Here is a 20,883-nt window from a genome sequence, read left to right as displayed (position 1 = left end):
GGACTACCACTACATTACCGCCGATCAGCCATCATACTCCAAAGGGATCATCTATTTAATCCTGCACAGCTCTGCGTGCGCACCTATGAATTACAGCGCTCGCAATGACGGCGTCAATCATCGACCCACCATGCTCATTTATCACTCATAAACTGTGCTTTTCGTCGATTTTTGCCCTGTCCTTTCATCGCTCGCTACATTTTTATTTAAATGCACCCTTAAAGCCATACGGTAAGAGATGGAAAAATAAAAGCTAAAAACTATCTGAAAAATAAATTCAATTAATTTTTAAAATACAAAGAAGCGACCATACTGTCTGTATGACGAGTAACGGCATTCGACCAGTACCAAACGCTATTCAACATCGATCTTTCCATTCAAGGAGCAAACATGACAACACTGATCAGTAAAGAAGGACAGGCTGTACCATCGGTCACCTGGCCCGCTCGTGTTGGAGATGACTGGGTTCAGATCTCCAGTGATGACATTTTCAAGAATCGCACCGTGGTGGTCTTTTCGCTTCCTGGTGCCTTCACGCCCACCTGCTCCAGTACCCACTTGCCGCGTTACAACGAGCTGGCCAGTGTTTTCCGCGCCAATGGCATTGATGAGATTCTCTGCATCAGCGTCAACGATACTTTTGTGATGAATGCCTGGGCCGCCAATCAGGAAGCCGAAAACATTCGTATGATTGCGGATGGTAATGGCGAGTTCACTGCTGGCATGGGCATGTTGGTGGACAAGAATGATATCGGTTTTGGCAAACGCAGCTGGCGTTACAGCATGCTGGTGAAAAACGGCATTGTCGAAAAGATGTTTATTGAGCCACAAAAACCGGGCGACCCATTTGAGGTATCTGATGCTGATACCATGCTCGAATTTATCAATGCCGATGCCGAAAAACCCAGATCGGTGGCGTTATTCACCAAGCCGGGCTGCTCCTTTTGTGCGCGAGCCAAAGGTGCATTGGAAGCAGCGGGGATGGATTATGAAGAAATCGTCATGGGTACGGATGCCAGTATCGTCTCACTGCGCGCTATCACCGGACGTGAAACCGTACCGCAAATTTACATTGGCGGAGAGCACATTGGCGGCTCGGATGAGTTGATCAAGTATCTTTCCGGGAAGTAATCCAACACCAACCAACACCAACCACACCGTTTAACCGGTATGGTTGGTGTTGGTTGGTGTTGTTACCGGACATTGCCGGGGGTTCCTATCTCTATAGCAACGGAACAAATATTGGAACAATCATCAGAACACTAATAATAGCAATAATCATCGGTATAGGGCCGATCAGAAAAAAGTCTCAGAACAACTCAATATCACCCTCGTCCGTACCGCCACAGGCCTTGCGTTTCCTGTCATTTTCTTCTGCCAGTACCAGATCTTTCAGATCCGCCAGTTCAACATCCGTCAGCTGGGTAATATCCATCGACTTGAAGGTACGTTTCATGGTGCGATAGGCCTGATAGCAATAAGCATGGGCTGGCCCCATCCCCGGTACCGTCTGTCCACTACTGCCAAAAACCACTTTTTGGCAAAATACACAGTTCAACGACATGCTGGGTGATTCCAAATATCTGAATATATTTGCAGTCTAGCAGGCTGTCGAAAATCCACTGCCAGCAGTCAGCCGACAAGCCGGATTATTCGCTCGGTGCCTTCAACTCAGGCTGGCCATGACCCAGCGCCTCCTGACAGGCTACCGGTCGGTTTTTGCCATCCACCAGGATGCCTGCCACTTCATGACCATTGGTCGGCCGCAGTAGCAAATAGCCATCAACGCAGAACGCCTCTTTGCCAGACGCCTTGTTCGAGACTTTGACGTCATAACCAGGTTCCAGCGACAACAAGACAAACTCGTCGATGCGGGCGCTGTCAGCGTCAGATGGATGCTTGATAAAGCCGTAATATTCCATTGCCAGCACAGATAAAATGATCCCGGCGACAAATCCGATAAATGCCCAGCGGGTAATATCCGGTGGCTCGACCGGATTATGATGTGATTCGTGATTGGTTTCAGTCACCGGATATTTCTCCTGGCGGGTAGGTTGCTCCCCACAGTGGCATTAACGACTGGGGTATATTGAGTTGGTTAAGGATACGGGCCACCACAAAATCAATCAGATCCTGAACCGATTGTGGTTGATGGTAGAAACCCGGACTAGCGGGCAGAATGGTCGCTCCCATACGTTTCAGTGTCAGCATGTTGCTGAGATGAATTTCCGAATACGGACTTTCACGGGGCACAAGAATCAGTTTGCGACCTTCTTTTAATGCCACATCGGCAGCCCGTTCGATCAGATTATCGCTGGCGCCGACGGCAATCGCCGACAACGTGCCGGTACTGCACGGGCAGATCACCAGCGTGCCGGGCTGACCGGAACCAGAGGCCCAGGGGGACATCCAGTCATCACGGCCGAACACTCGCAGACGCTGCGCATCAACCTGAAAATGGTGGTGCAGCGCACGGGCCTGACCTTGCGGTTTGCCAGGCAGCTGCAATTCGGTTTCCGTTGCCATCACCAGCAGGGCTGCGCGGGAAAAGATCAGGTCAACATTCTGATCCGCCGCCAGCAGAACCTCGATCAGGCGCAAGGTATAGGGTGAACCAGAGGCTCCGGTGACCGCAACACAGATACGACTGTCATTCACGCGTGCTCTTCCTCTGCTTTCAGGTTAACCCAGGCAGCAAACCGTGCCGGTAGGCCGGAAAATCCGCCATTGGACATAAATACCACCCGATCACCAGGACGCAGCTGTTGCTGCAAATGTTCCAGCAGCTCCTCATCCGTGTGGAAACAGCGCCCTTTTTCTTCAGGCAGACGGTCTGCCAGGCTCCAGCCCTGGCCTTGCGATTCCAGCCAGAAGGACAAATCAGCATCGCCCACAGCGGGTATCAGTGCTTCCTTGTGCACTCCCATTTTCATGGTATTGGAACGTGGTTCGAGTACCGCAATCAACCGCTCGTCATCCGTCATCGCCGCTCTGGCACCAGCCAGAGTGGTCTTGATCGCCGTAGGGTGATGAGCAAAGTCGTCATACACACGCACCCTGCCGGTATTTGCCAGGCATTCCATCCGTCGGCGCGGCAATCTGAACGACGTCAGGGCCTCCAGTGCCTGCTCGGGCCGTACGCCCATATGCCGCGCAGCCAGCAGCGCAGCACAGACATTGTTCAGATTATGATCACCATTCAGTGACCATTGCACCTGACCCAATTGCTGCTCGCCCTGCCACAATGAGAAGAGACTGCCATCATCCGCATGCTTGCGTATATGCCAACCACTTCGTTCTCCGAAACGTTCGATTTCGCTCCAGCAACCTTGCGCCAGCACTCGTTCCAGCGCCGGTTCAGATGCGGGCAATACAATACGGCCAGAAGCCGGAACCAGTCGCACCAGGTGATGAAACTGACGCTCAATCGCCGCCAGGTCGTCAAAAATATCCGCGTGATCAAACTCCAGATTGTTCATCACTACGGTTCTGGGCAGGTAATGAACAAACTTCGAGCGCTTGTCAAAAAACGCTGTGTCATATTCATCGGCTTCTATCACAAAAAACGGGCTGTCACCAAGGCGGGCGGACACCGGGAAGTTTCCCGGCACACCACCAATCAGAAAACCCGGTGCCATTCCCGCGCACTCAAGTATCCAGGCCAACATACTGGCTGTTGATGTTTTGCCATGGGTACCTGCTACCGCAGCAACCCAGCGACCTTGCAGCAGATGCTGATTCATCCACTGGGGGCCGGAACAATAGGGAATACCTCGTTCCAGTACATACTCGACCGATGGGTTCCCCCGCGACATGGCATTACCGATAATCACCAACTCGGTATCAGCAGGAATCGCAGCGGGGTCAAACCCTTCAATCAGATCGATCCCGGCAGCCGACAGCTGCTCGCTCATGGGTGGATACACACCATGGTCACTGCCTGACACCTGATGGCCGAGCGCCTTCGCCAACTGCGCCAGCGACCCCATGAAAGTGCCACAAATTCCCAAAATATGAACGCGCATGGCCAATCATCCCCACAAACCAACAAAAAGTCCGCTAGTGTAGCCGCTGGGTCGCGCTGACCCAAGCACAGATAAATCGGCCTGTCTGTCGGTAGAAGAAGGCGAAATCAGGTCAGGCGGCCACGGCTGGCACTGTAATCAGAACCTGATTCCGGTAGTATCGCCGCAACGGAACGAATGTGACCAATGAGGCCCAGCGACCTATGCTTAGATTGAGGACTTTTTTACAGCAGCACTGCGACAATGCAGAACTGATCGATGTGATCGACCAGTTGGCAGTGACCTGCAAAGACATTGCCCACCAGCTCACTCTCGGTGACCTAGCGGGCATTCTTGGCAGCGCCGAGCAGGAAAACGTACAGGGTGAATGCCAGAAAAAACTGGATGTAATCGCCAACGATCTGCTGAAGGACTCACTGGCGGCATTACCCGCTGTACGCGGTATCGCCAGCGAAGAAGAGCCGGATCCTGTGGCATGCAATAAAAACGGTGCTTATCTGGTGCTGTTTGATCCACTGGATGGTTCTTCCAATATCGACATCAACGTGACGGTTGGCACCATTTTCTCGATTCTGGCGGCGCCAGAAGGCAGCCATGGCAGTGACGAAGCGGCTTATCTGCAACCAGGCAACCAGCAAGTGGCCGCTGGCTATGTTCTGTATGGGCCATCCACCATCATGATGCTGACCACGGGTAACGGCGTGTATTCCTTCACGCTGGACACCCGCATGGGCGAATTCCTGTTGATGAAAGAAAATATTCAGGTGCCCGCCGCTACTGCCGAATTTGCCATCAATATGTCGAACCAGCGCTTCTGGCTACCGGCCATGCAGCAATACGTAGATGACTTGCTGAAGGGCGAAACCGGTCCGCTGGGTAAACGTTACAATATGCGCTGGGTGGCTGCCATGGTGGCGGAAATCCATCGTATTCTGACTCGAGGGGGGATTTTCTTGTACCCGTTCGACAACCGTGATCCCGCCAAACCCGGCAAACTCCGGCTGATGTACGAAGCCAATCCGATGAGCATGCTGATGGAACAAGCTGGTGGCCGCTGCAGTACCGCCAGTGAAGCTATTATGGCCATTCAACCACAAGGCATTCACCAGCGCGTCTCCGTCGTGATGGGTTCCGCTGAGGAAGTAAGCATCGTTGAGCAGTATCATCACTGATTAACGGTCGATTATCAGGAGGTCAGCGATCCGTCGTACTGACCTCCGTTCCTCCCTTCCGGCCCCACTTCAGCAAAGTGGCTTGCAGCGAAGCCAATGACAGCGGCTTACCCAGGTAGTCATTCATTCCCACGCCGATACAGCGCCGAAACACCAGATCCGAGCCATTGGCGGTACAGGCAACAATAGGGGTTGTCACGCCGTTGGCACGCAAACGCCGGGTTGTCTCAAAGCCATCCAGAACCGGCATCTGACAATCCATAAGAATCAGATCAAAATCCTGCTCCGCCACGCATTCCAGACAGCGTTCGCCGTTTTCGGCAGCAACCACGTTGGCTCCAGGACACGCCTTGAGGATCATTTTTTCTGCCACCTTGAGGTTAACCACATTGTCTTCTACCACCAAAACGGCAAGCGCCATACCAAGCACATCCGTGTCTTGGTTACCGGACACGACAGAACGCTTGATCGGCAGATTGATTAATACCTGGGTTCCCCCACCGTCATTATCCCGTAACTGGATACTGCCGCCGAGGATATGGCTGATATGCTGTGAAATGGTCAGACCCAGCCCAATCCCGTCGTATTGACGACTGAAAGATGAGCTTATCTGGGAAAAGGCTTCCATAACCTTGTGTCGTTTATCGGGCGGAATGCCGATCCCGGTATCCTTCACCTGGATTCTGAGCCAGTGGCTGGTCGGCTGCTGATGAATCGAGAACAATGCCACCACATACCCTTGTTCGGTAAATTTGATCGCGTTGTCAATGATGTGGCGAACAATTTGCCGCACCAGCGATGGATCCACCCGAATTTTGCCTTGCGACAGGATATCATCGTATTCAACAACGAAAGACAGCCGCTTTTCCAGTGCCCGAAGGCTGAACTCGTGCATCAGGGTCGCCAGTATTTCAGGCAGCGGATGCTCGGCAAAAACCACCGGCAAGTTATTCTTTTCCGTGTCTACAACCACCAGCACATCTTCCAGTAGCTGTGCCAGATTGGTCAGCGACTGCTCAGCCATCGATTTGTATTCGTAAAATTCCTCAGCCTCGTTATCCAGTGCGATCAACTGCAGCATCCCTACTGCGCCATTTAATGGCGTACGTAATTCATGGCTCATCATCGCCAGAAATTCACTTTTGGCCTGACTGGCCTGCTGGCTTTTGTGCTGTTCTTCCCGGAGTTCTGCGGTATAGCGCCGGTGGGCTTCCTGAGCGTGCTGCAACGACTCAGCCAGCCGATTAGCGCTATCTTGAAGATTGCCTATCTCTGCCCCACTGTCGATCGTAATACGCTGTTTGACATTGCCAGAAGCCAGCTGGCCGATAAAGCCAGTGAGTCGTTCAAGCGGCGGGATAATCGTTGTCGAGATTCCCCCAGCCACCAGCATGGAGACCAGTACAAACCCCAGACCTGCCACCATGGACTGATACATAATGGCGTCCTGACGCTGACGAATAAAGGTATCCGCCACTTCCATCTTGACCAGCCCGATACGGTGTACCTCTGGCTGTTGGGAATCAAACTCGGACAAGCTGTCCAGCGCCGGAATTTCAGGAAAAATTTCCCGCGTCAAGGTACGAACATCCTTTCTGGGGATTTCTTCGTAACGCTCGGTTTGCTGGAAATACAGCCGCTTGCCACTCATATCCAGGATCTCAACGGCCGCAATGGAAGGCTGCTTGAGCACCGCCATCACCACCGGATTCAGCAACTGATAGTTGCCTGAAAAAATAGGATATTCTGCGCCTGCCACCAGGTGTTCCAGCGCGATATTCGCCAAGCTGTCAGTTTCCCGCTGTAACTCCTCCCAGCGCTGCATCATGTGATAACTGGTGATCAGAATCGCTGCCAACACCACCGGAATTGTTGCAACCAACATGATTCTTAGGCGGATCGACCAGCGCCGAACCGAAATCATCGACGTTCCCTGTCCTTGAGGCGGGTTACCATGTCATTTTCATCGGGCAGCACCAGATTCAGGGAGCGAGCCACCTGTTCGTTGTAACGCACCTTGAAATAGGGATTGTAGTCCGGCTCTGGCCAGCTACCCGACTTGCTCCCCTGCCGAATGATATCCACCAGTCGACTGGCAACATCGTCAAGGTCGCTATAGGTCGTCGCCAGCGCACCAGCACGGATATAAGCACTGGATGGACCAATCAATGGTCGATTCTGGCGATAGGCGGTAATGAGGATATTCTTGATATTGGCAGCACTGAACAACTCGGGATCGTAAATGCCGACCAGCGCCTGATTGTCCTGCAACAGATCCACCAGCGCTCGATTCATACCCGGATAGTCACTGATAAAATAAGGAGTGACTCCCATCTTGCGTAATGCACTTTCGTTGCAACACAAGGTGAGCAGACGCTCCGGACTACTGGCCAGCAAGCCGAGCGGAGTCTGGCGACCGAGAATCTCGTGGGCAAGGCTAACCTGACGCATCAAGGGTGGCTCCAGATACACAGCACTGGACAGATGATCTGCCCTGAAGATGTCTTCACGAGTTACCAGGGTAGCCAACACTGGCAAGGCAATGGGCAACGCCAGAGACGCCGCTTCCCGCACTGCCACAGGGCCGACCAACACCACGACATCAGCACTGGCAATGGCGCTGTCCAGATGACCGTCAGACAACACCCGTACCGTCGAGCTGGCGCCAGATCCGGCAGCCGTCTGTGCTGCCAGCTCATTAACCGAGTCCATCGTCTTATGGGTGATAAACAGCAACTCAAGCGCACTGGCAGTACCACTCAACCCGACTAACAGGGGAAAAACCAGTAGCTTAAACCATTGCTTGAAAAGCCATGCATCCATGCAAGCATCCGCTCCCTGTCAGAAATTAAGGCCAAGCTGTACATTGTACAGATTATTTGTAGAGTAGCGCTGGTTCGCGTACACCAGACTACTGTCGTCAACCAGATGCTGTAAATGAAAACCCAACCAAGGGTTATACCGGCCGATCCGGTCAAATACTTTCAGACTGACTTCATAGCGACGATAGCGATTTCCCTTGCCGCTGTACTTACTATTGTAGGCGTCGTACCAGAAATGTGACCCCGTCAGACTCCAGCGACTGCCCTGATGATGCCAGCTCGCAACCACACTGTCTTTCGCACTGAGGCGGGTATCAACACGTTGATTGCGTTGCACGCCATCCTCACCCTTGAGCTCGACATTAATATAGGCAGACGACAACCAGATCCAGTCTGTGGGAGTCATGCGCCAGTTAAGCTGTACTTCTGCCCCATCAATATCCATTTGGGTATCCGAACTGATGGCCAGGCTCTGAATCTGAATGGGATCCGAAATCAGGTGGGTCATATGCTCCTGAAACAATTTCAGATCAATTTCGATATCAGGATCAGAGAAACGACCATAATAGCCTACTTCGGTGCTGACAATTCGCTCATGATCGAGATCCCTTGACTCCGGCCATTGATGAATAAAAAACTGTCCTTCCGACAAGCCGAGGTAATTATCCCCAAGGCCGCTGACGGCCACCGTATAATTAGGGTTCTGCTCCAGCAAATCCGGTGAACGCACGGCTTCTGAGTGAATAAGGCGAATACTCTGCTGGGGGGTCAATAACAGATTCAGGCCAATCCGGGGAGAGAAGGCATCATCATTGGCATCTTCGCGCTCATAGGTGCCACCAAGGTTGACAATGACACGATCATAGCTGCGCCATTCCAGATTACCAAACACCCGATAGGTATCGTTATTTACCTTGCCGCCAAAATACGTCTCGGACGTCACCTGATCCCGTCGCATATTGATACCCAAGACCGTACGCAGTGAGTTACTCCAGCGCCGGGTATCCTGAAATTCAATATCAACCCGCTCATCAGCGATATTCCAATTGGTTTGTCCCGTCACCTCTTGCGACAAATTGGCAACGTCCCCACCGGTACTCGCCAGCATCGCCTGCAGCTGATCCAGATCGGAATTGCTGACCTCAACCGGATGGCCAGCTGACGTTGCCAACGCCTCAAGCTGCTCGGCAGAAGCCCCGGATGCCACGGCATTAATCATGGATTCATTTAATGCCAACCGAGCCAGATCCGGATTGTTGCGATAGAGGGCATACAGGTTCGGATCCAGCAATATCGTTGGCACCCGGACAGAAGTCTCCTGCGTGCGATCATCATATTGCCAGTAGGCACGTACCGAAGACGAATGATTGGCACTGAAATCCCGAGAAAGCTTGGCCATGACCATTCCCTGACGCGTATCCTGATCTGGATAACCCTGATCAAAATCCCCCTGGCGAATGTCAGTATGGCCCGCCTTGTAGGCCGCCTGGGTATTCAGCTGCCAGCCACCCTCAAACCCCTGAGTCCGATTCAGGCTGACAAAACCATGACGGCTGCTGTCGCGCAGGTCATCAGCCCCCTTCGTGCTATCGATACCATCAAACCCATTCGATGCATTCAGTTGTGCTGTCAGTCGGTAGGAAACACTGTCATCTTGCCAGGAATAACTGGCCAAACTGTCATCCTCTCCCTGATTGCCATTACGGTAACGCAAACGCACCCCCAAAGTGTCACCCGGGTGCTTGCTGATAATGTTAATGACCCCCTGAAAGGAATTGGAGCCATAGGTTGCCGAACTGGGGCCTCGGGTAATTTCAATCCGCTGAATATCCTCTAACGCGATCGGTATATCATCCCAGACCACCGAGGCAATGCCGGATTTAAACACCGAGCGGCCATCCACCATCACCTGTAAGCGCCTCATCACACTGGGGCTGGAAGAGTGATAGGCAATCGATGCGTTGTTCTCATCATCGCCATGACCAATAAACATGCCTGGCACAAAACGCATCAGTTCTGGCAGGGTTCGGACATTCCATGCCTCGATTTGCTCTGCTTCAATCACGGTGACACTGGCAGGTACCTCGGCACGCGGCTGGCGCAGGCGCGTCGCCGTCAAGACAACCGGAATATCATCATCACCGAGGCCAAAGACTTCCGCAAAGTCTGGCAGCTGCTTATCGTCGAAATCGCTGGCCGTCGCATTGCCAGACCCCCACAGTAACGGGATGCCCACCAAGGCCCAAATTAACATCGCCATAAGTCGTATTTCTTTTACTCGCTGATCAGGATAATAAACCGGCTGCCTGCATCTTTTGGTCGATGCCTGCAGTTTTATACTGATGTAGACCTGACAGAACAAGAGCCGCTTGGCTATAATCCGGCCAAATAACTCAACCGACCCAGGGAAAACAAGATGAGCTACAACGCCATTTCCGCAGGTAAAGACCTGCCAAACGATGTTTACGTCGTCATTGAAATTCCAGCCAACCATGCCCCCATCAAATACGAAATAGACAAGGACATGGATTGCCTGATGGTCGATCGCTTCATGGCCACCCCGATGTTCTACCCGGCCAACTATGGTTATATTTCAAATACGTTGGCAGGTGACGGTGACCCACTTGACGTGCTGGTGATCACGCCTTATCCAGTACAACCGGGTTCTGTCATCCGCGCTCGCCCGGTTGCCGTACTTAACATGGAAGACGAAGGTGGCGAAGACGTCAAGTTACTCGCCGTTCCTCATACCAAACTCAGCAAGATTTATGATGACGTTCAGGACGTAAACGACGTACCTGAGTTGCTGCGCAACCAGATTGCCCACTTTTTTGAAAACTACAAGGATCTGGAAGCCGGAAAATGGGTCAAGGTGCGCGACTGGGGTAATGCCGACGAAGCACGTCGCCTGATCATGGAATCTGCCGAAGCTTACAACAACAAGTAATCCGGTACAGACCAACCAATCAGTATCAATAAAAAAGCAGAGCGCAGCCGCGACTCTGCTTTTTTTATGCTTCCTATTGGATGGTTAAAGCCCACCCTGGCATCTAAAAAATAGAGTGAGCGATAAAAGACCGAGGCAACAATCAACGAAAAAGCGCAGTTTAACCGTGCTGAATGAGCCTTTTGAGATGATTTTTAACAGCGTAACTTTTACAGCTGTGCTCAACGGATCAGGGCAGGCTACGCAACCTGGCCAACTCGGCCTCTGCCACTTCAGCACGATGCAGGGCTTCAACGGTCGCGGTGACGTCTTTCTGCACACCGATGTAATACATCAGCTGATCGTCATCACTGTACACTGGCGACAGACTTAATTCGTTCCAGAACAACGACCCATCCTTGCGATAATTTCTCAGTGTGGCTCGTGCCGGTCGTCCTTCAGCAATCGCCTGGCGGATTGCACCCAGATCGGCCTGATCCCGATCGCCCAACTGTAAAAAACGACAATCCTGATAGAGAATCTCATCGGCCTGATAGCCAGTCAGACGCTCGAACGCCTTGTTGACGTAAACCAGAATATTGTCGTCACCTTCCTGCTCGGCAATGACGATGCCATCATTGGAGGCATCGACCGCTTTTTTCAACAGCTCAAGGCTGATCGGCCCCTGAGGGTCTGACGCGTCAGCAAACATACATGCTCTCCATTGGAATATTCCGGCAAGTTAATCAGCGTCACCGCCGTGGTCAAGTATTTGGCCCCTTTGGGACGCGACTTTTACTTTGTAACGATGTAAGAATAGAATCTGTACACCCTTGTACACCACCGGTTACAAAAGAAGATTTCATCATCGTACCCGGTCACCGTCCACCCAAGGTGACAGCCTGCTTGTTACCAGATAACGCAAGAGCCCATGACATGACTGGCAATGGTTCCGAATCTCACGCTGCGTATTATCCGATCCGGATAGTGTCTGCGGAAACAGGCATCAATGCCATCACCTTGCGCGCCTGGGAACGACGCTATGGACTGATCGAACCCAAACGCACCGCCAAGGGGCATCGCCTTTACACCGAGCAAGACATACAGCTGATCAAACGGGTGATTGCCTTGCTGAATCGCGGCATCCCCATTTCCCAGGCCCAAGCCATGCTGGCGAATGGCGAGGCCGATCTTGATACTCCGCTTACCGCCGCCAAACCTTCCCAGTGGCAGCATTATCGGGAATTATTACAGCAAGCGACGCAAGACTTTGACGACCGTTTGCTGGCTTCCACCTTTGATGAAGTCAGCCAGTTTTTTCCGGTTGAGCTGGCGCTGCGATTTCTGTTTGTGCCTTTTTATCGTCAGCTCAGGGAAAACAGCACCCAGACACTGGGCAGCGCCCGACTGTGCTTTTTTACTTCATTCCTGCAAGCCAGGCTGGCCTGGCGCCTGTCAGAAAGCGGAACAACGCCAGAACAGCCAAGAATACTGCTGGCAAACTGCACCAGAGACAGCGAAATCAATCTGTTACTGCTCGGTTTGCTGATCCGACAACTCGGTCTGGGCGCTACTCGGCTGTCCGGTTTAATGGCGCTGGAGCAAATCATCCCGTTGCTGAACGAATGTCGACACTGGCCTGTCGCCATTCTACAAATAGAAGCAACACCTTCGACAGAACGTATTCAGCAATTACACAAGATTGCCGCAGAAACCGGCTGTCCGTTGTTTGTCACCGGACAATCCAGTGAATTTGACAGTCAATTACGTCAGCAAGGGCTGGTCCCACTTGGCGACGACTACCAGATCGCAGCATTAAACGTACGCGACATAGTGCAAGGAATGACGGCATGAACCAGGCCCCCTACCAATTACTGACCCGCCACCCGGATTTGCTGACGGCGACCACGCTGATCCTTACCAGCGAGAGCGACACCGATCCCGAGTGGCTCAACATGGTGCGTAGCGCCGGGTGCCGGGTGCAAACCTGGGATTGGCGCTGCTACCTCGCCATGTCAGCGGCGCTGGGCGAAGACAAGGTCACCTTCGCTATTCCCGAAGCCGAACTACCGGATAACACCGAACGCGTCGTTATTGTCTGGCCTAAAGCCAAGCAACTGGCCATCGCTCTGGTACAAATGCTGACTCGGGTACCCGCTCACCGCCATCTGCCTGAAGTCTGGCTGGTCGGCGCCAATGACAGCGGTGGCAAAAGCATCAATAACGCCATCAAGCACCTTGCGGATCCGCTGAAGCACGACAGTGCCCGCCATTGCAGCCTGTGGTCAGCGCTGCTGCGGCCTCAGCAACAAGCGTTCAACTGGCTGGCACTCGCCAAAGCAACACACTACGATGGTCGGGATTATCTATCCCTGCCCGGCGTATTCAGTCAGGGGGCTCTCGACAAGGGCACCGAGTTACTGTTGGCACAACTCAAGCCGCTGCACGGCAAGGTGCTGGATCTGGGTTGCGGCTGTGGCGTACTGGGCCTAAGCCAGGCGCTGCGTAGCCCGGACATCAGTCTGACGCTGGCAGATACCGACGCCTTTGCACTGCGCAGCGCCGCACTGAATGCGGCGCGGTTAGGGATCCAGGCAGATATTATCGCCAGTGATGGCATGAGCCAGGTCGACGGCTATTTTGAGACCATTATCAGCAACCCACCGTTCCACGCTGGCAAAGAGACAGACTACCATTTTGCCGAACAACTGTTTGCCAGTGCCCGCAAACAATTACGGGCAGGAGGCAAGCTCTGGGTCGTCGCCAACCGCCACTTGCCCTATGAAGAGTGGGCCACACACCACTTCAGCCAGGTAGAGGAAGTCGCCACAGCCAACGGCTTCAAGATACTCCGTATCAGCCATTAACCGCCGGAGTCCGACAGCAGGGGGAACACCATGTTCAGGAACGAGCAACACATCAGTGTCAGGCGTCGACATCCCCTGCTCCAGCTGATTCCAGCCAGTGTACTGGTAGCACTGCTCGGATTCTCTGCTCCGGGTCAGGCAAATGATGCAACACTTTCCTACGACCCGGAAAACTACAGCCGCTTTTTGCCCCTGACAGCCCTCGACCTGCTACGCCAGCTCCCCACTACTGGGATGGGTAAGAATCTCAATATAGAGGACGACGTACTCCTTTATGGCATGAGCGGCAGCTACCAAAGTTTGTCTATTAATGGCCAACCGCTACTGGGAGACAGCAATGCCCAGCGGCTGGCTCTTGAGCGCATTCCGGCCGCCATGATCAAGCAAATTGACATCAGTGAAAACAGCCAGTCAGACCAGGACTGGGGGGGAGGCGCTGCCGGTGCCATCAACCTGATACTGAAGGATCAATTCAGCCCAAGCAGTTACCTGGCAGGCATCAGTGGTCCGGAGGATGGTTATCAACTGCTGGCCGATGTATCACTATCTCGTACTCTGCGAATCGGTCTTTCACGTATTCGCCAGGCTAGCAACAACCAGGGGACGTATGACGATGGCACCCGGCAAACCTGGTCACAACACCGTCAGCAGCAAGACGATACGCTGCGGCTGTATCACCAAGCTTCATTATCTGCAGCAACACGCCTGAGCAGTGAACTCATGCTGATGAACAGCGACTTCGACCGCAATCACACCGCTCTGCCATTAACGTTACGTTATGATGCCAGTCACCCAGGCCTGGCCGATACGACCTACCAGCATGACCGCACCAATCAATATCTTCGCTTTAGTGCCAGTCATCAAATTGATAGCCGTATTACCCGACTGTCGCTGACAGGTGAGCAATTTGAACAGCAACAACAACGAGACAACACCTACGATGACGAAGACGACAGCCGCTATCGACTGAACTGGACACTGGCAGAAACCCGCGATGAACACCGCTGGTCACTGGGGCTGAGCTACCAGCAACGAAAGCAGAGCACCTACCATGCTGGCGATAGCCAGCAACAACAGCTGATATTCAAGGAAAACCGGGCCTCTGCCTTTATACAGGATGCTTGGCAGGTAACGCCCGGTACCCGTCTTACGCTGGGATTACGGCTGGAATCCTATGAACTCAGCCAAGACAATGAAGGAGATCAAAGTCTTGCCGACCAATCTGAGATCGCAACCGCGACCTACTGGTTGCCCAGTGCAATCCTCAATCGTCGCCTCGACTATCATCAACAATTGCAGTTCAGCCTCGGCCAAAGCATTCATTCAGCCCGCGCCAGGGATCGGGTTCCCCACCAACTGGATGACGAGAACCTGTTATGGATGGGCAATGCCAACCTGGTGGACGAGCAGATAACCTCCTACGTGATGCGCTATCAGCGCCAATTCCAGACCGGTGTCCGGGCGGAAGAAGAAGGCTTGATTCTGTCAGTCTTCCAGCGCAGCCTCTACCAGCCCATCCATTATCGCTATGACGCTTTGGCCGCAGGGCAATATCAGATCACACCGGTCAACAGTGCTGTTCCTGCCGTTCTGCGCGGTATTAGTCTGTCTGTACGGCGACCGTTATCGCTGGCTGAGCGACCACTGATTGTCGAACTGGGAGCTAATCTTTATGAGTCGGATGTTCGGGGTGGGCAAGTAATAGAACAACGCCGACGGCTGGATCAGTCTCCGGACGCCGTGATCAAAGCCAGCGTGGAGTACTGGTATTTCCGTCATGCCCGACTCGGAGCCTACTGGTTTTATCAAGGTCAATCGGCCCATCTCGCAGTTGGAGACACGCACGAAATCAGCGTACGGAACACGCCTTCCCATGATTGTGGTGGCTATCTTGACTACTCCTGGACAGGTGGTTGGCGTATCGGTGTATCCATCAGCCAACACCTGACCGGTGACTACCGCAGCAATGATCCGGATTTCCAGTTAGAAAGCGCCAGCGAATGGCGCTGGCAATTGCAATTACGCAAGGAAGGCTAGCCGAAACACAGGAGAACCCCTGTCGAGTTTCAGACCCAAAAGACAAAAAAACAGGACAGCGCCCCAGTCAAAGGCACTGCCCTGTGGGCGTTTACCCGAATCAGTCAGGCATATTACGGGAGTAGAAGATCTCCAGCATTTCCTTGCGCACCTTGTTCTCAATCACTTCGCGCTCTGCAGTACTCAGGCTCAGTGCCGCTTCTCCGAACAGGTAGTTATCCAGTTCAAAATCCTTCAGCAACATTTTGGTGTGGAAGGTATTTTCCTGGTACACGTTCACATCGATCATCTGATAGGCGTTGCGGGTGTCTTCGGTCAGATAGTTCTGGATTGAATTAATATCGTGGTCGATATAATGCTTGTTGCCATCAACATCACGGGTAAAACCGCGCACCCGGTAATCCACCGTAACGATGTCTGAATCCAGTGCATGAATCAGATAATTTAATGCCTTCAGCGGCGAGATCAGACCGCATGTCGAGACATCAATATCTGCCCGGAAAGTGCTGATCCCGCCATCCGGATGACTCTCTGGGTAGGTGTGCACCGTCACATGGCTTTTATCGAGATGAGCAACGACAGAATCTCTCAATGGGCCAGGCTTCTCTTCCATCAGATCATCGCTGGGCGGTACTTCATGCTCAGCAATCAAAATGGTCACACTTGCGCCCTGTGGCTCATAATCCTGACGGGCCACATTGAGAATATTTGCACCGATAATATCCACTACATCACCCAGAATCTGAGTCAGGCGGTCAGCGTTGTAGAGTTCATCAATGTATTCGATGTATTCCTGACGTTCTTTCTCGGTCTGGGTATAACAAATATCGTAGATATTAAAACTCAAAGACTTGGTCAGGTTGTTGAAGCCATGCAGGCGCAACTTGTCGTTCAATAGCGTATCCTCATCAACCCCGCCTGATGCGGTGGTGTGGATGTTAAAATTTGAATTTCATTGAAGCTGATATCAGGCTTCAATCACTTCATGGCTGTGGGTAATGGCAACACCCGCCTGTTCGAGCATAATCGATGCCGAGCAGTATTTTTCTGCCGACAGAGTGACTGCGCGCTCCACACTGCCCGCCTTCAGATGTTTCCCGGACACTTTGAAATGTACATGTATACGGGTAAAGACCGACGGCACGGAATCTGCCCGTTCCGCTTCAATGGAGGCAACACAATCGGTGACCTGCTGACGCTGTTTGGTCAGGATGCTCATGACATCAAAACTGGTACAACCGCCCAGGCCCAGCAACAGCATTTCCATCGGCCGAACCCCCATGTTCCTGCCACCGTGATCTTCTGGACCATCCATGACAACTGTGTGACCACTGCCAGACTCACCCAGGAACATGGCACCATCTACCCATTTGATTTCTGCTTTCATCTCGTCAACCAGCACAGTTATTAAAGAAAGGCGCGGAGCGTACCATAACCTGCGCGCGCGGTTAAATTGTCTCACCTGGGCAACACGCCCTGTCGCCGTGTTTTGTCACCCTGACAAAAAGTTCAATCTGCCGATACATTTGATGCCGCCGCCCTATCCTTGCTACCAAATCCGGCTGTTATGCCGGGCAAACCCGAACCCTACAAGACAAATCAAAGGCTTACATGATTTTACTGATATTAATGATCTGGTTCACGGAACTGAAAGCCATACTGTCTGTAATGGTAAAAGCACTAACGCACTGCGTCACAAACTGACATACTATTTAACTTATTCTGTTCATGAGCAATAATCGCATCAGTACCGGATTGGAAGCCCAACTATGAGCCTGGTAAGACTGCCCCAAAAGGATCCCTATCTGGAAGACTTTTTGTCTCAATGTCACCGTCGTCGTTACCCGGCGCGCAGCACCCTGATTTATGCTGGAGAAGAAAGTCACACCCTGTACTATCTGGTCAAAGGCTCCGTCAGCGTCATTATTGAAGACGAAGACGGACGCGATATGATCATGGCCTACCTGAATCCTGGCGACTTCTTTGGTGAAATGGGCCTGTTTGATGAAGAGCACAAGACCCGTACCGCTTGGGTAAAATCCAAAATCGAATGTGAAGTTGCCGAAATCAGCTACAGCAAGTTTGAAGAACTGGTCAAACTGAATCCTGCGCTGCTCTTCCGCTTGTTCCGCCAAATGGCGCATCGCCTGAGCCATACCACCCGCAAAGCCGGTGACTTGGTATTTATGGACGTCACTGGCCGTGTTGCTCGCACCTTGCTGGAATTGAGCAAGGAGCCTGATGCCATGACTCACCCGGATGGTATGCAAATCAAGATTACACGGCAGGAAATCGGCCGCATTGTTGGCTGCTCCCGCGAAATGGTCGGTCGGGTATTAAAAGACCTTGAAGACAGCGGCCTGGTATCCGTCAAAGGCAAAACCATGGTGGTGTACGGCACCCGCTGAATTTGATACCGGATTCAATGCTTTATTGACTAGCACAATCAAAAAAACACTGTCATGGCAGTGTTTTTTGTGGTGATCATAAAAACCATCGGTCAGAAAAACAGTTTGCTCAGCTCGACGCCAGGCTCATCAGCCCGCATAAAGGCCTCTCCGACCAAAAAGCCATGAACATGGTGCTGACGCATGGCTTCAACATCCTCACGACTCAAAATACCGCTTTCCGTTACCAGCAATTTATCGTCTGGCACCGCCGCCAACAAACCATAGGTCGTTTCCAACGTCACTTCAAACGTATGCAGATTGCGGTTATTGATACCCAACAGCGGCGTTGTCAACGTCAGCGCAGATTCCAGTTCACGCTGATCATGAACCTCGACCAGCACATCCATACCCAGCTCCTGCGCCAGACCTTCCAGATCCTGCAACTGCATGCCCGACAACGCCGAGACAATCAGTAAAATACAGTCGGCATTCAACGTCCGTGCTTCGTAAATCTGGTAGGGATCCACCAGAAAATCCTTGCGGATGACCGGCAGCGAGCAGGCACTACGGGCTTGTTGGAGAAAATCCTCATGCCCCTGAAAATACTCACGATCCGTCAGTACCGACAAACACGCCGCACCGCCCTTTTCGTAAGACTCGGCAATGGCTGCAGGGACAAAATGTTCACGTAATACGCCCTTCGATGGTGATGCTTTTTTTACTTCGGCAATAACCGCAGGATCACCGGCATCAATGCGGGCACGCATGGCTCGATAAAAGCCGCGTAGTTGTTCCGGGTCCTGATCCAACGCCTGCGCTCTTAATTCAGCCAACGGCAAGTTACGCCGACGCTGCTTGATTTCCAGTGCTTTGGTTGCGAGGATTTTTCGGAGTACGGTCGGTGTATCGTTATTCACTGCGTTATTCGCCTTTTGTTTCGCCGGTTTCAGGCAGCGCCATCTTCAACCAGACAGGTTGAAAAGCTGACCAGCTCTTTCATTTTTTCCAGTGCCAGACCCGAGTAGATGGCATCCTGTGCCATGCTGACACCATCTTTCAGATTCAGCGCCAAGCCAGCCACATAAATGGCAGCACCGGCATTCAAAGCCAGCATATCTGCGGCTTTCTTGCCTGCTTCCGTTTTACGTTTGCCCAACGCATCCTGAATCAACTCCAGACTTTCAGCCGCGCTATTAACGATCAGACCATTCAGGCTGCGTGGTTCAATTTCCAGCTCTTCTGGACGAATAATACGTTCACGAAGTTCACCCATGTAAAGCTCACAGGCGTACGTAGGGCCAGCCAGACTGATTTCATCCAGTCCGTCATCGGAATGCACTACCATGACGTGGCCAGCGTTCATCCGCTGCATCACTTCCGCCACCGGGCGCACCAACGCCTTGCTGTACACACCAATCAACTGATTGGGTACACCGGCCGGGTTGGTCATGGGCCCAAGAATGTTAAAAATGGTTCTTAGCCCCAGCGACTTGCGCACACCAATGGCATGTTTCATGGCACTGTGGTGCTGGGGAGCAAACATAAAGCCCACTCCCAACTCTTCAATACAACGGGCAACCTGCTCGGGGCTGAGCGTCAATTTGACCCCCGCCGCCTCAAGTAAATCGGCACTGCCTGATTTCGACGAAACGCCACGATTACCGTGCTTGGCGACCTTGCCGCCTGCAGCCGCAACCACAAAGGACGAGGCCGTTGAGACATTAAACAAGTTCGAGCCATCGCCACCAGTACCGACAATATCCACCGCATGGTGCGGATGAACATTGACGCCGCTAACCAAATCCCGCATCACACGCACCGCACCGACAATTTCGTCAATGGTTTCGCCCTTCATCCGCAAGGCAACCAGAAATGCCCCGATCTGGGCATCTTCACACTGGCCGGTCATTATCTGGCGCATGACATCGGTCATTTCTTCCGTCGTCAGATTTTCACCTTCGACAACCCGTGCAAGGGCAGCGCGCATTTCCATAACGGTCTCCTGATCAGTTCAGCCGCATTTGCAAAAAGTTGTTGAGCAAGTCATGGCCATGTTCGGTAAGAATGGACTCGGGATGGAACTGAACCCCTTCAATCGCCAGTTCCCGATGCCGAATCCCCATAATTTCTTCCATGCTGCCATCCGGGTTTTGCGTCCAGGCAGTCACTTCCAGGCAAGCAGGCAAGGTGTGCTTGTCAATCACCAGAGAGTGGTAGCGAGTCGCCTGGTACGGATTCGTCAGGCCGCTAAACACCCCGGTATTGGCATGGTGTATTGCTGACAGCTTGCCATGCATCACCTGCCCAGCACGCGTAATCGTGCCTCCAAATACCTGGCCGATCGACTGGTGGCCAAGACAAATCCCGAGGATCGGCAACTGGCCGGCAAAGTGACGGATAGCGTCCATCGAGATTCCGGCCTCGTTCGGTGTACAAGGCCCAGGGGAGATCACGAGATGATCCGGTTTCAAAGCTTCGATTTGCTCCAGTGTAACGTCGTCGTTACGAAACACCCGCACATCTGCACCCAATTCGGCGAAATACTGCACGATGTTGTAAGTAAAGGAGTCGTAGTTATCAATCATTACCAGCATGCTGTACTCCAGCGGCGCCCGCTACAGCTGACGCCTTGTCACATTCATTC

Annotated in this window: 20 protein-coding genes; 7 read left to right on the top strand and 13 right to left on the bottom strand. The window is 52.6% G+C overall.

Translation table 11 applies throughout. The features are described from left to right. Positions 1 to 390: 390 nt before the first annotated feature. Positions 391 to 1,131 carry a glutathione peroxidase gene (locus SOJ49_RS04665; protein ID WP_369857070.1) on the top strand — a complete coding sequence of 247 codons (741 nt, stop codon included), beginning with the start codon at positions 391 to 393 and terminating at the stop codon, positions 1,129 to 1,131. A gap of 178 nt (positions 1,132 to 1,309) precedes the next feature. Here SOJ49_RS04665 and SOJ49_RS04660 read toward each other — a convergent pair whose 3' ends face one another. The 4 genes from SOJ49_RS04660 to mpl form a co-directional block, all read right to left on the bottom strand. After that, positions 1,310 to 1,564, bottom strand: coding sequence for a DUF2175 domain-containing protein (locus SOJ49_RS04660; protein WP_369857069.1), 255 nt, complete (start codon positions 1,562 to 1,564; stop codon positions 1,310 to 1,312). A gap of 85 nt (positions 1,565 to 1,649) precedes the next feature. Beyond that, positions 1,650 to 2,030, bottom strand: coding sequence for a hypothetical protein (locus SOJ49_RS04655; RefSeq protein WP_369857068.1), 381 nt, complete (start codon positions 2,028 to 2,030; stop codon positions 1,650 to 1,652). Next, entirely contained in the window at positions 2,023 to 2,658 is a 636-nt protein-coding gene (locus SOJ49_RS04650) for a flavin prenyltransferase UbiX (RefSeq protein ID WP_369857067.1), read from the bottom strand. Before SOJ49_RS04650 ends, SOJ49_RS04655 begins: the two co-directional genes overlap by 8 nt. Continuing rightward, a complete protein-coding gene (mpl, locus tag SOJ49_RS04645) occupies positions 2,655 to 4,025 on the bottom strand; it encodes a UDP-N-acetylmuramate:L-alanyl-gamma-D-glutamyl-meso-diaminopimelate ligase (RefSeq protein WP_369857066.1) in 1,371 nt (456 codons plus the stop codon). The genes SOJ49_RS04650 and mpl overlap by 4 nt, the downstream gene beginning before the upstream one ends. Before the next feature lie 203 nt (positions 4,026 to 4,228). Between mpl and SOJ49_RS04640 the strand changes: the two genes are divergently transcribed. Continuing rightward, a complete protein-coding gene (locus SOJ49_RS04640) occupies positions 4,229 to 5,197 on the top strand; it encodes a class 1 fructose-bisphosphatase (RefSeq protein ID WP_369857065.1) in 969 nt (322 codons plus the stop codon). 22 nt (positions 5,198 to 5,219) lie between these two features. On the opposite strand, the gene SOJ49_RS04635 is transcribed toward SOJ49_RS04640, so the two are convergent. From SOJ49_RS04635 to SOJ49_RS04625, 3 genes are read right to left on the bottom strand one after another with little or no spacing between them, the layout of a single operon-like run. After that, positions 5,220 to 7,082 (bottom strand): response regulator, encoded by a 1,863-nt coding sequence (locus SOJ49_RS04635; RefSeq protein WP_369857064.1) that lies wholly within the window; start codon positions 7,080 to 7,082, stop codon positions 5,220 to 5,222. A 35-nt stretch (positions 7,083 to 7,117) separates the two neighbouring features. Beyond that, positions 7,118 to 8,020, bottom strand: coding sequence for a hypothetical protein (locus tag SOJ49_RS04630; RefSeq protein WP_369857063.1), 903 nt, complete (start codon positions 8,018 to 8,020; stop codon positions 7,118 to 7,120). Between the two features lie 18 nt (positions 8,021 to 8,038). Further along, on the bottom strand, positions 8,039 to 10,279 hold the full coding sequence (locus SOJ49_RS04625) for a TonB-dependent receptor plug domain-containing protein (protein WP_369857062.1): 2,241 nt from the start codon (positions 10,277 to 10,279) through the stop codon (positions 8,039 to 8,041). Between the two features lie 156 nt (positions 10,280 to 10,435). Between SOJ49_RS04625 and ppa the strand changes: the two genes are divergently transcribed. After that, complete coding sequence (gene ppa / locus SOJ49_RS04620) at positions 10,436 to 10,966, top strand: inorganic diphosphatase (protein WP_369857061.1); 531 nt, start codon at positions 10,436 to 10,438, stop codon at positions 10,964 to 10,966. Between the two features lie 229 nt (positions 10,967 to 11,195). On the opposite strand, the gene SOJ49_RS04615 is transcribed toward ppa, so the two are convergent. After that, on the bottom strand, positions 11,196 to 11,657 hold the full coding sequence (locus tag SOJ49_RS04615) for a PAS domain-containing protein (RefSeq protein WP_369857060.1): 462 nt from the start codon (positions 11,655 to 11,657) through the stop codon (positions 11,196 to 11,198). Between the two features lie 224 nt (positions 11,658 to 11,881). Here SOJ49_RS04615 and SOJ49_RS04610 point away from each other — a divergent pair, with 224 nt between their 5' ends. The 3 genes from SOJ49_RS04610 to SOJ49_RS04600 are packed head-to-tail and all read left to right on the top strand — an operon-like array spanning position 11,882 to position 15,849. Next, entirely contained in the window at positions 11,882 to 12,799 is a 918-nt protein-coding gene (locus SOJ49_RS04610; protein ID WP_369857059.1) for a MerR family transcriptional regulator, read from the top strand. Next, positions 12,796 to 13,812: a methyltransferase gene (locus SOJ49_RS04605; RefSeq protein WP_369857058.1), complete on the top strand. Its 1,017-nt coding sequence runs from the start codon at positions 12,796 to 12,798 to the stop codon at positions 13,810 to 13,812. The genes SOJ49_RS04610 and SOJ49_RS04605 overlap by 4 nt, the downstream gene beginning before the upstream one ends. A gap of 30 nt (positions 13,813 to 13,842) precedes the next feature. Next, positions 13,843 to 15,849: a TonB-dependent receptor plug domain-containing protein gene (locus SOJ49_RS04600; protein WP_369857057.1), complete on the top strand. Its 2,007-nt coding sequence runs from the start codon at positions 13,843 to 13,845 to the stop codon at positions 15,847 to 15,849. 100 nt (positions 15,850 to 15,949) lie between these two features. Here the strand turns inward: SOJ49_RS04600 and speD are convergent, their stop codons facing one another. Together speD and SOJ49_RS04590 are read right to left on the bottom strand one after the other, a co-directional pair. Next, positions 15,950 to 16,744, bottom strand: a complete 795-nt coding sequence (gene speD / locus SOJ49_RS04595; protein WP_369857056.1) for an adenosylmethionine decarboxylase — start codon at positions 16,742 to 16,744, stop codon at positions 15,950 to 15,952. Positions 16,745 to 16,816: 72 nt separating this feature from the next. Then, complete coding sequence (locus SOJ49_RS04590) at positions 16,817 to 17,236, bottom strand: OsmC family protein (RefSeq protein WP_369857055.1); 420 nt, start codon at positions 17,234 to 17,236, stop codon at positions 16,817 to 16,819. A gap of 382 nt (positions 17,237 to 17,618) precedes the next feature. On the opposite strand from SOJ49_RS04590, the gene crp reads away from it, so the two are divergent. Then, positions 17,619 to 18,257 carry a cAMP-activated global transcriptional regulator CRP gene (gene crp, locus SOJ49_RS04585; RefSeq protein WP_369857054.1) on the top strand — a complete coding sequence of 213 codons (639 nt, stop codon included), beginning with the start codon at positions 17,619 to 17,621 and terminating at the stop codon, positions 18,255 to 18,257. Between the two features lie 92 nt (positions 18,258 to 18,349). Here the strand turns inward: crp and trpC are convergent, their stop codons facing one another. From trpC to SOJ49_RS04570, 3 genes are read right to left on the bottom strand one after another with little or no spacing between them, the layout of a single operon-like run. Further along, on the bottom strand, positions 18,350 to 19,156 hold the full coding sequence (gene trpC, locus SOJ49_RS04580) for an indole-3-glycerol phosphate synthase TrpC (protein ID WP_369857053.1): 807 nt from the start codon (positions 19,154 to 19,156) through the stop codon (positions 18,350 to 18,352). A gap of 29 nt (positions 19,157 to 19,185) precedes the next feature. Continuing rightward, entirely contained in the window at positions 19,186 to 20,232 is a 1,047-nt protein-coding gene (trpD, locus tag SOJ49_RS04575; protein ID WP_369857052.1) for an anthranilate phosphoribosyltransferase, read from the bottom strand. 13 nt (positions 20,233 to 20,245) lie between these two features. Next, complete coding sequence (locus SOJ49_RS04570; protein ID WP_369857051.1) at positions 20,246 to 20,833, bottom strand: aminodeoxychorismate/anthranilate synthase component II; 588 nt, start codon at positions 20,831 to 20,833, stop codon at positions 20,246 to 20,248. Between the last annotated feature and the right edge of the window lie 50 nt (positions 20,834 to 20,883).

It is taken from the genome of Candidatus Thalassolituus haligoni (assembly GCF_041222825.1).
Lineage (GTDB): Bacteria > Pseudomonadota > Gammaproteobacteria > Pseudomonadales > Oceanobacteraceae > Oceanobacter > Oceanobacter antarcticus.
Note: the sequence above shows the minus strand (reverse complement) of the source record. Positions and strands in the feature narration are given on the sequence as shown.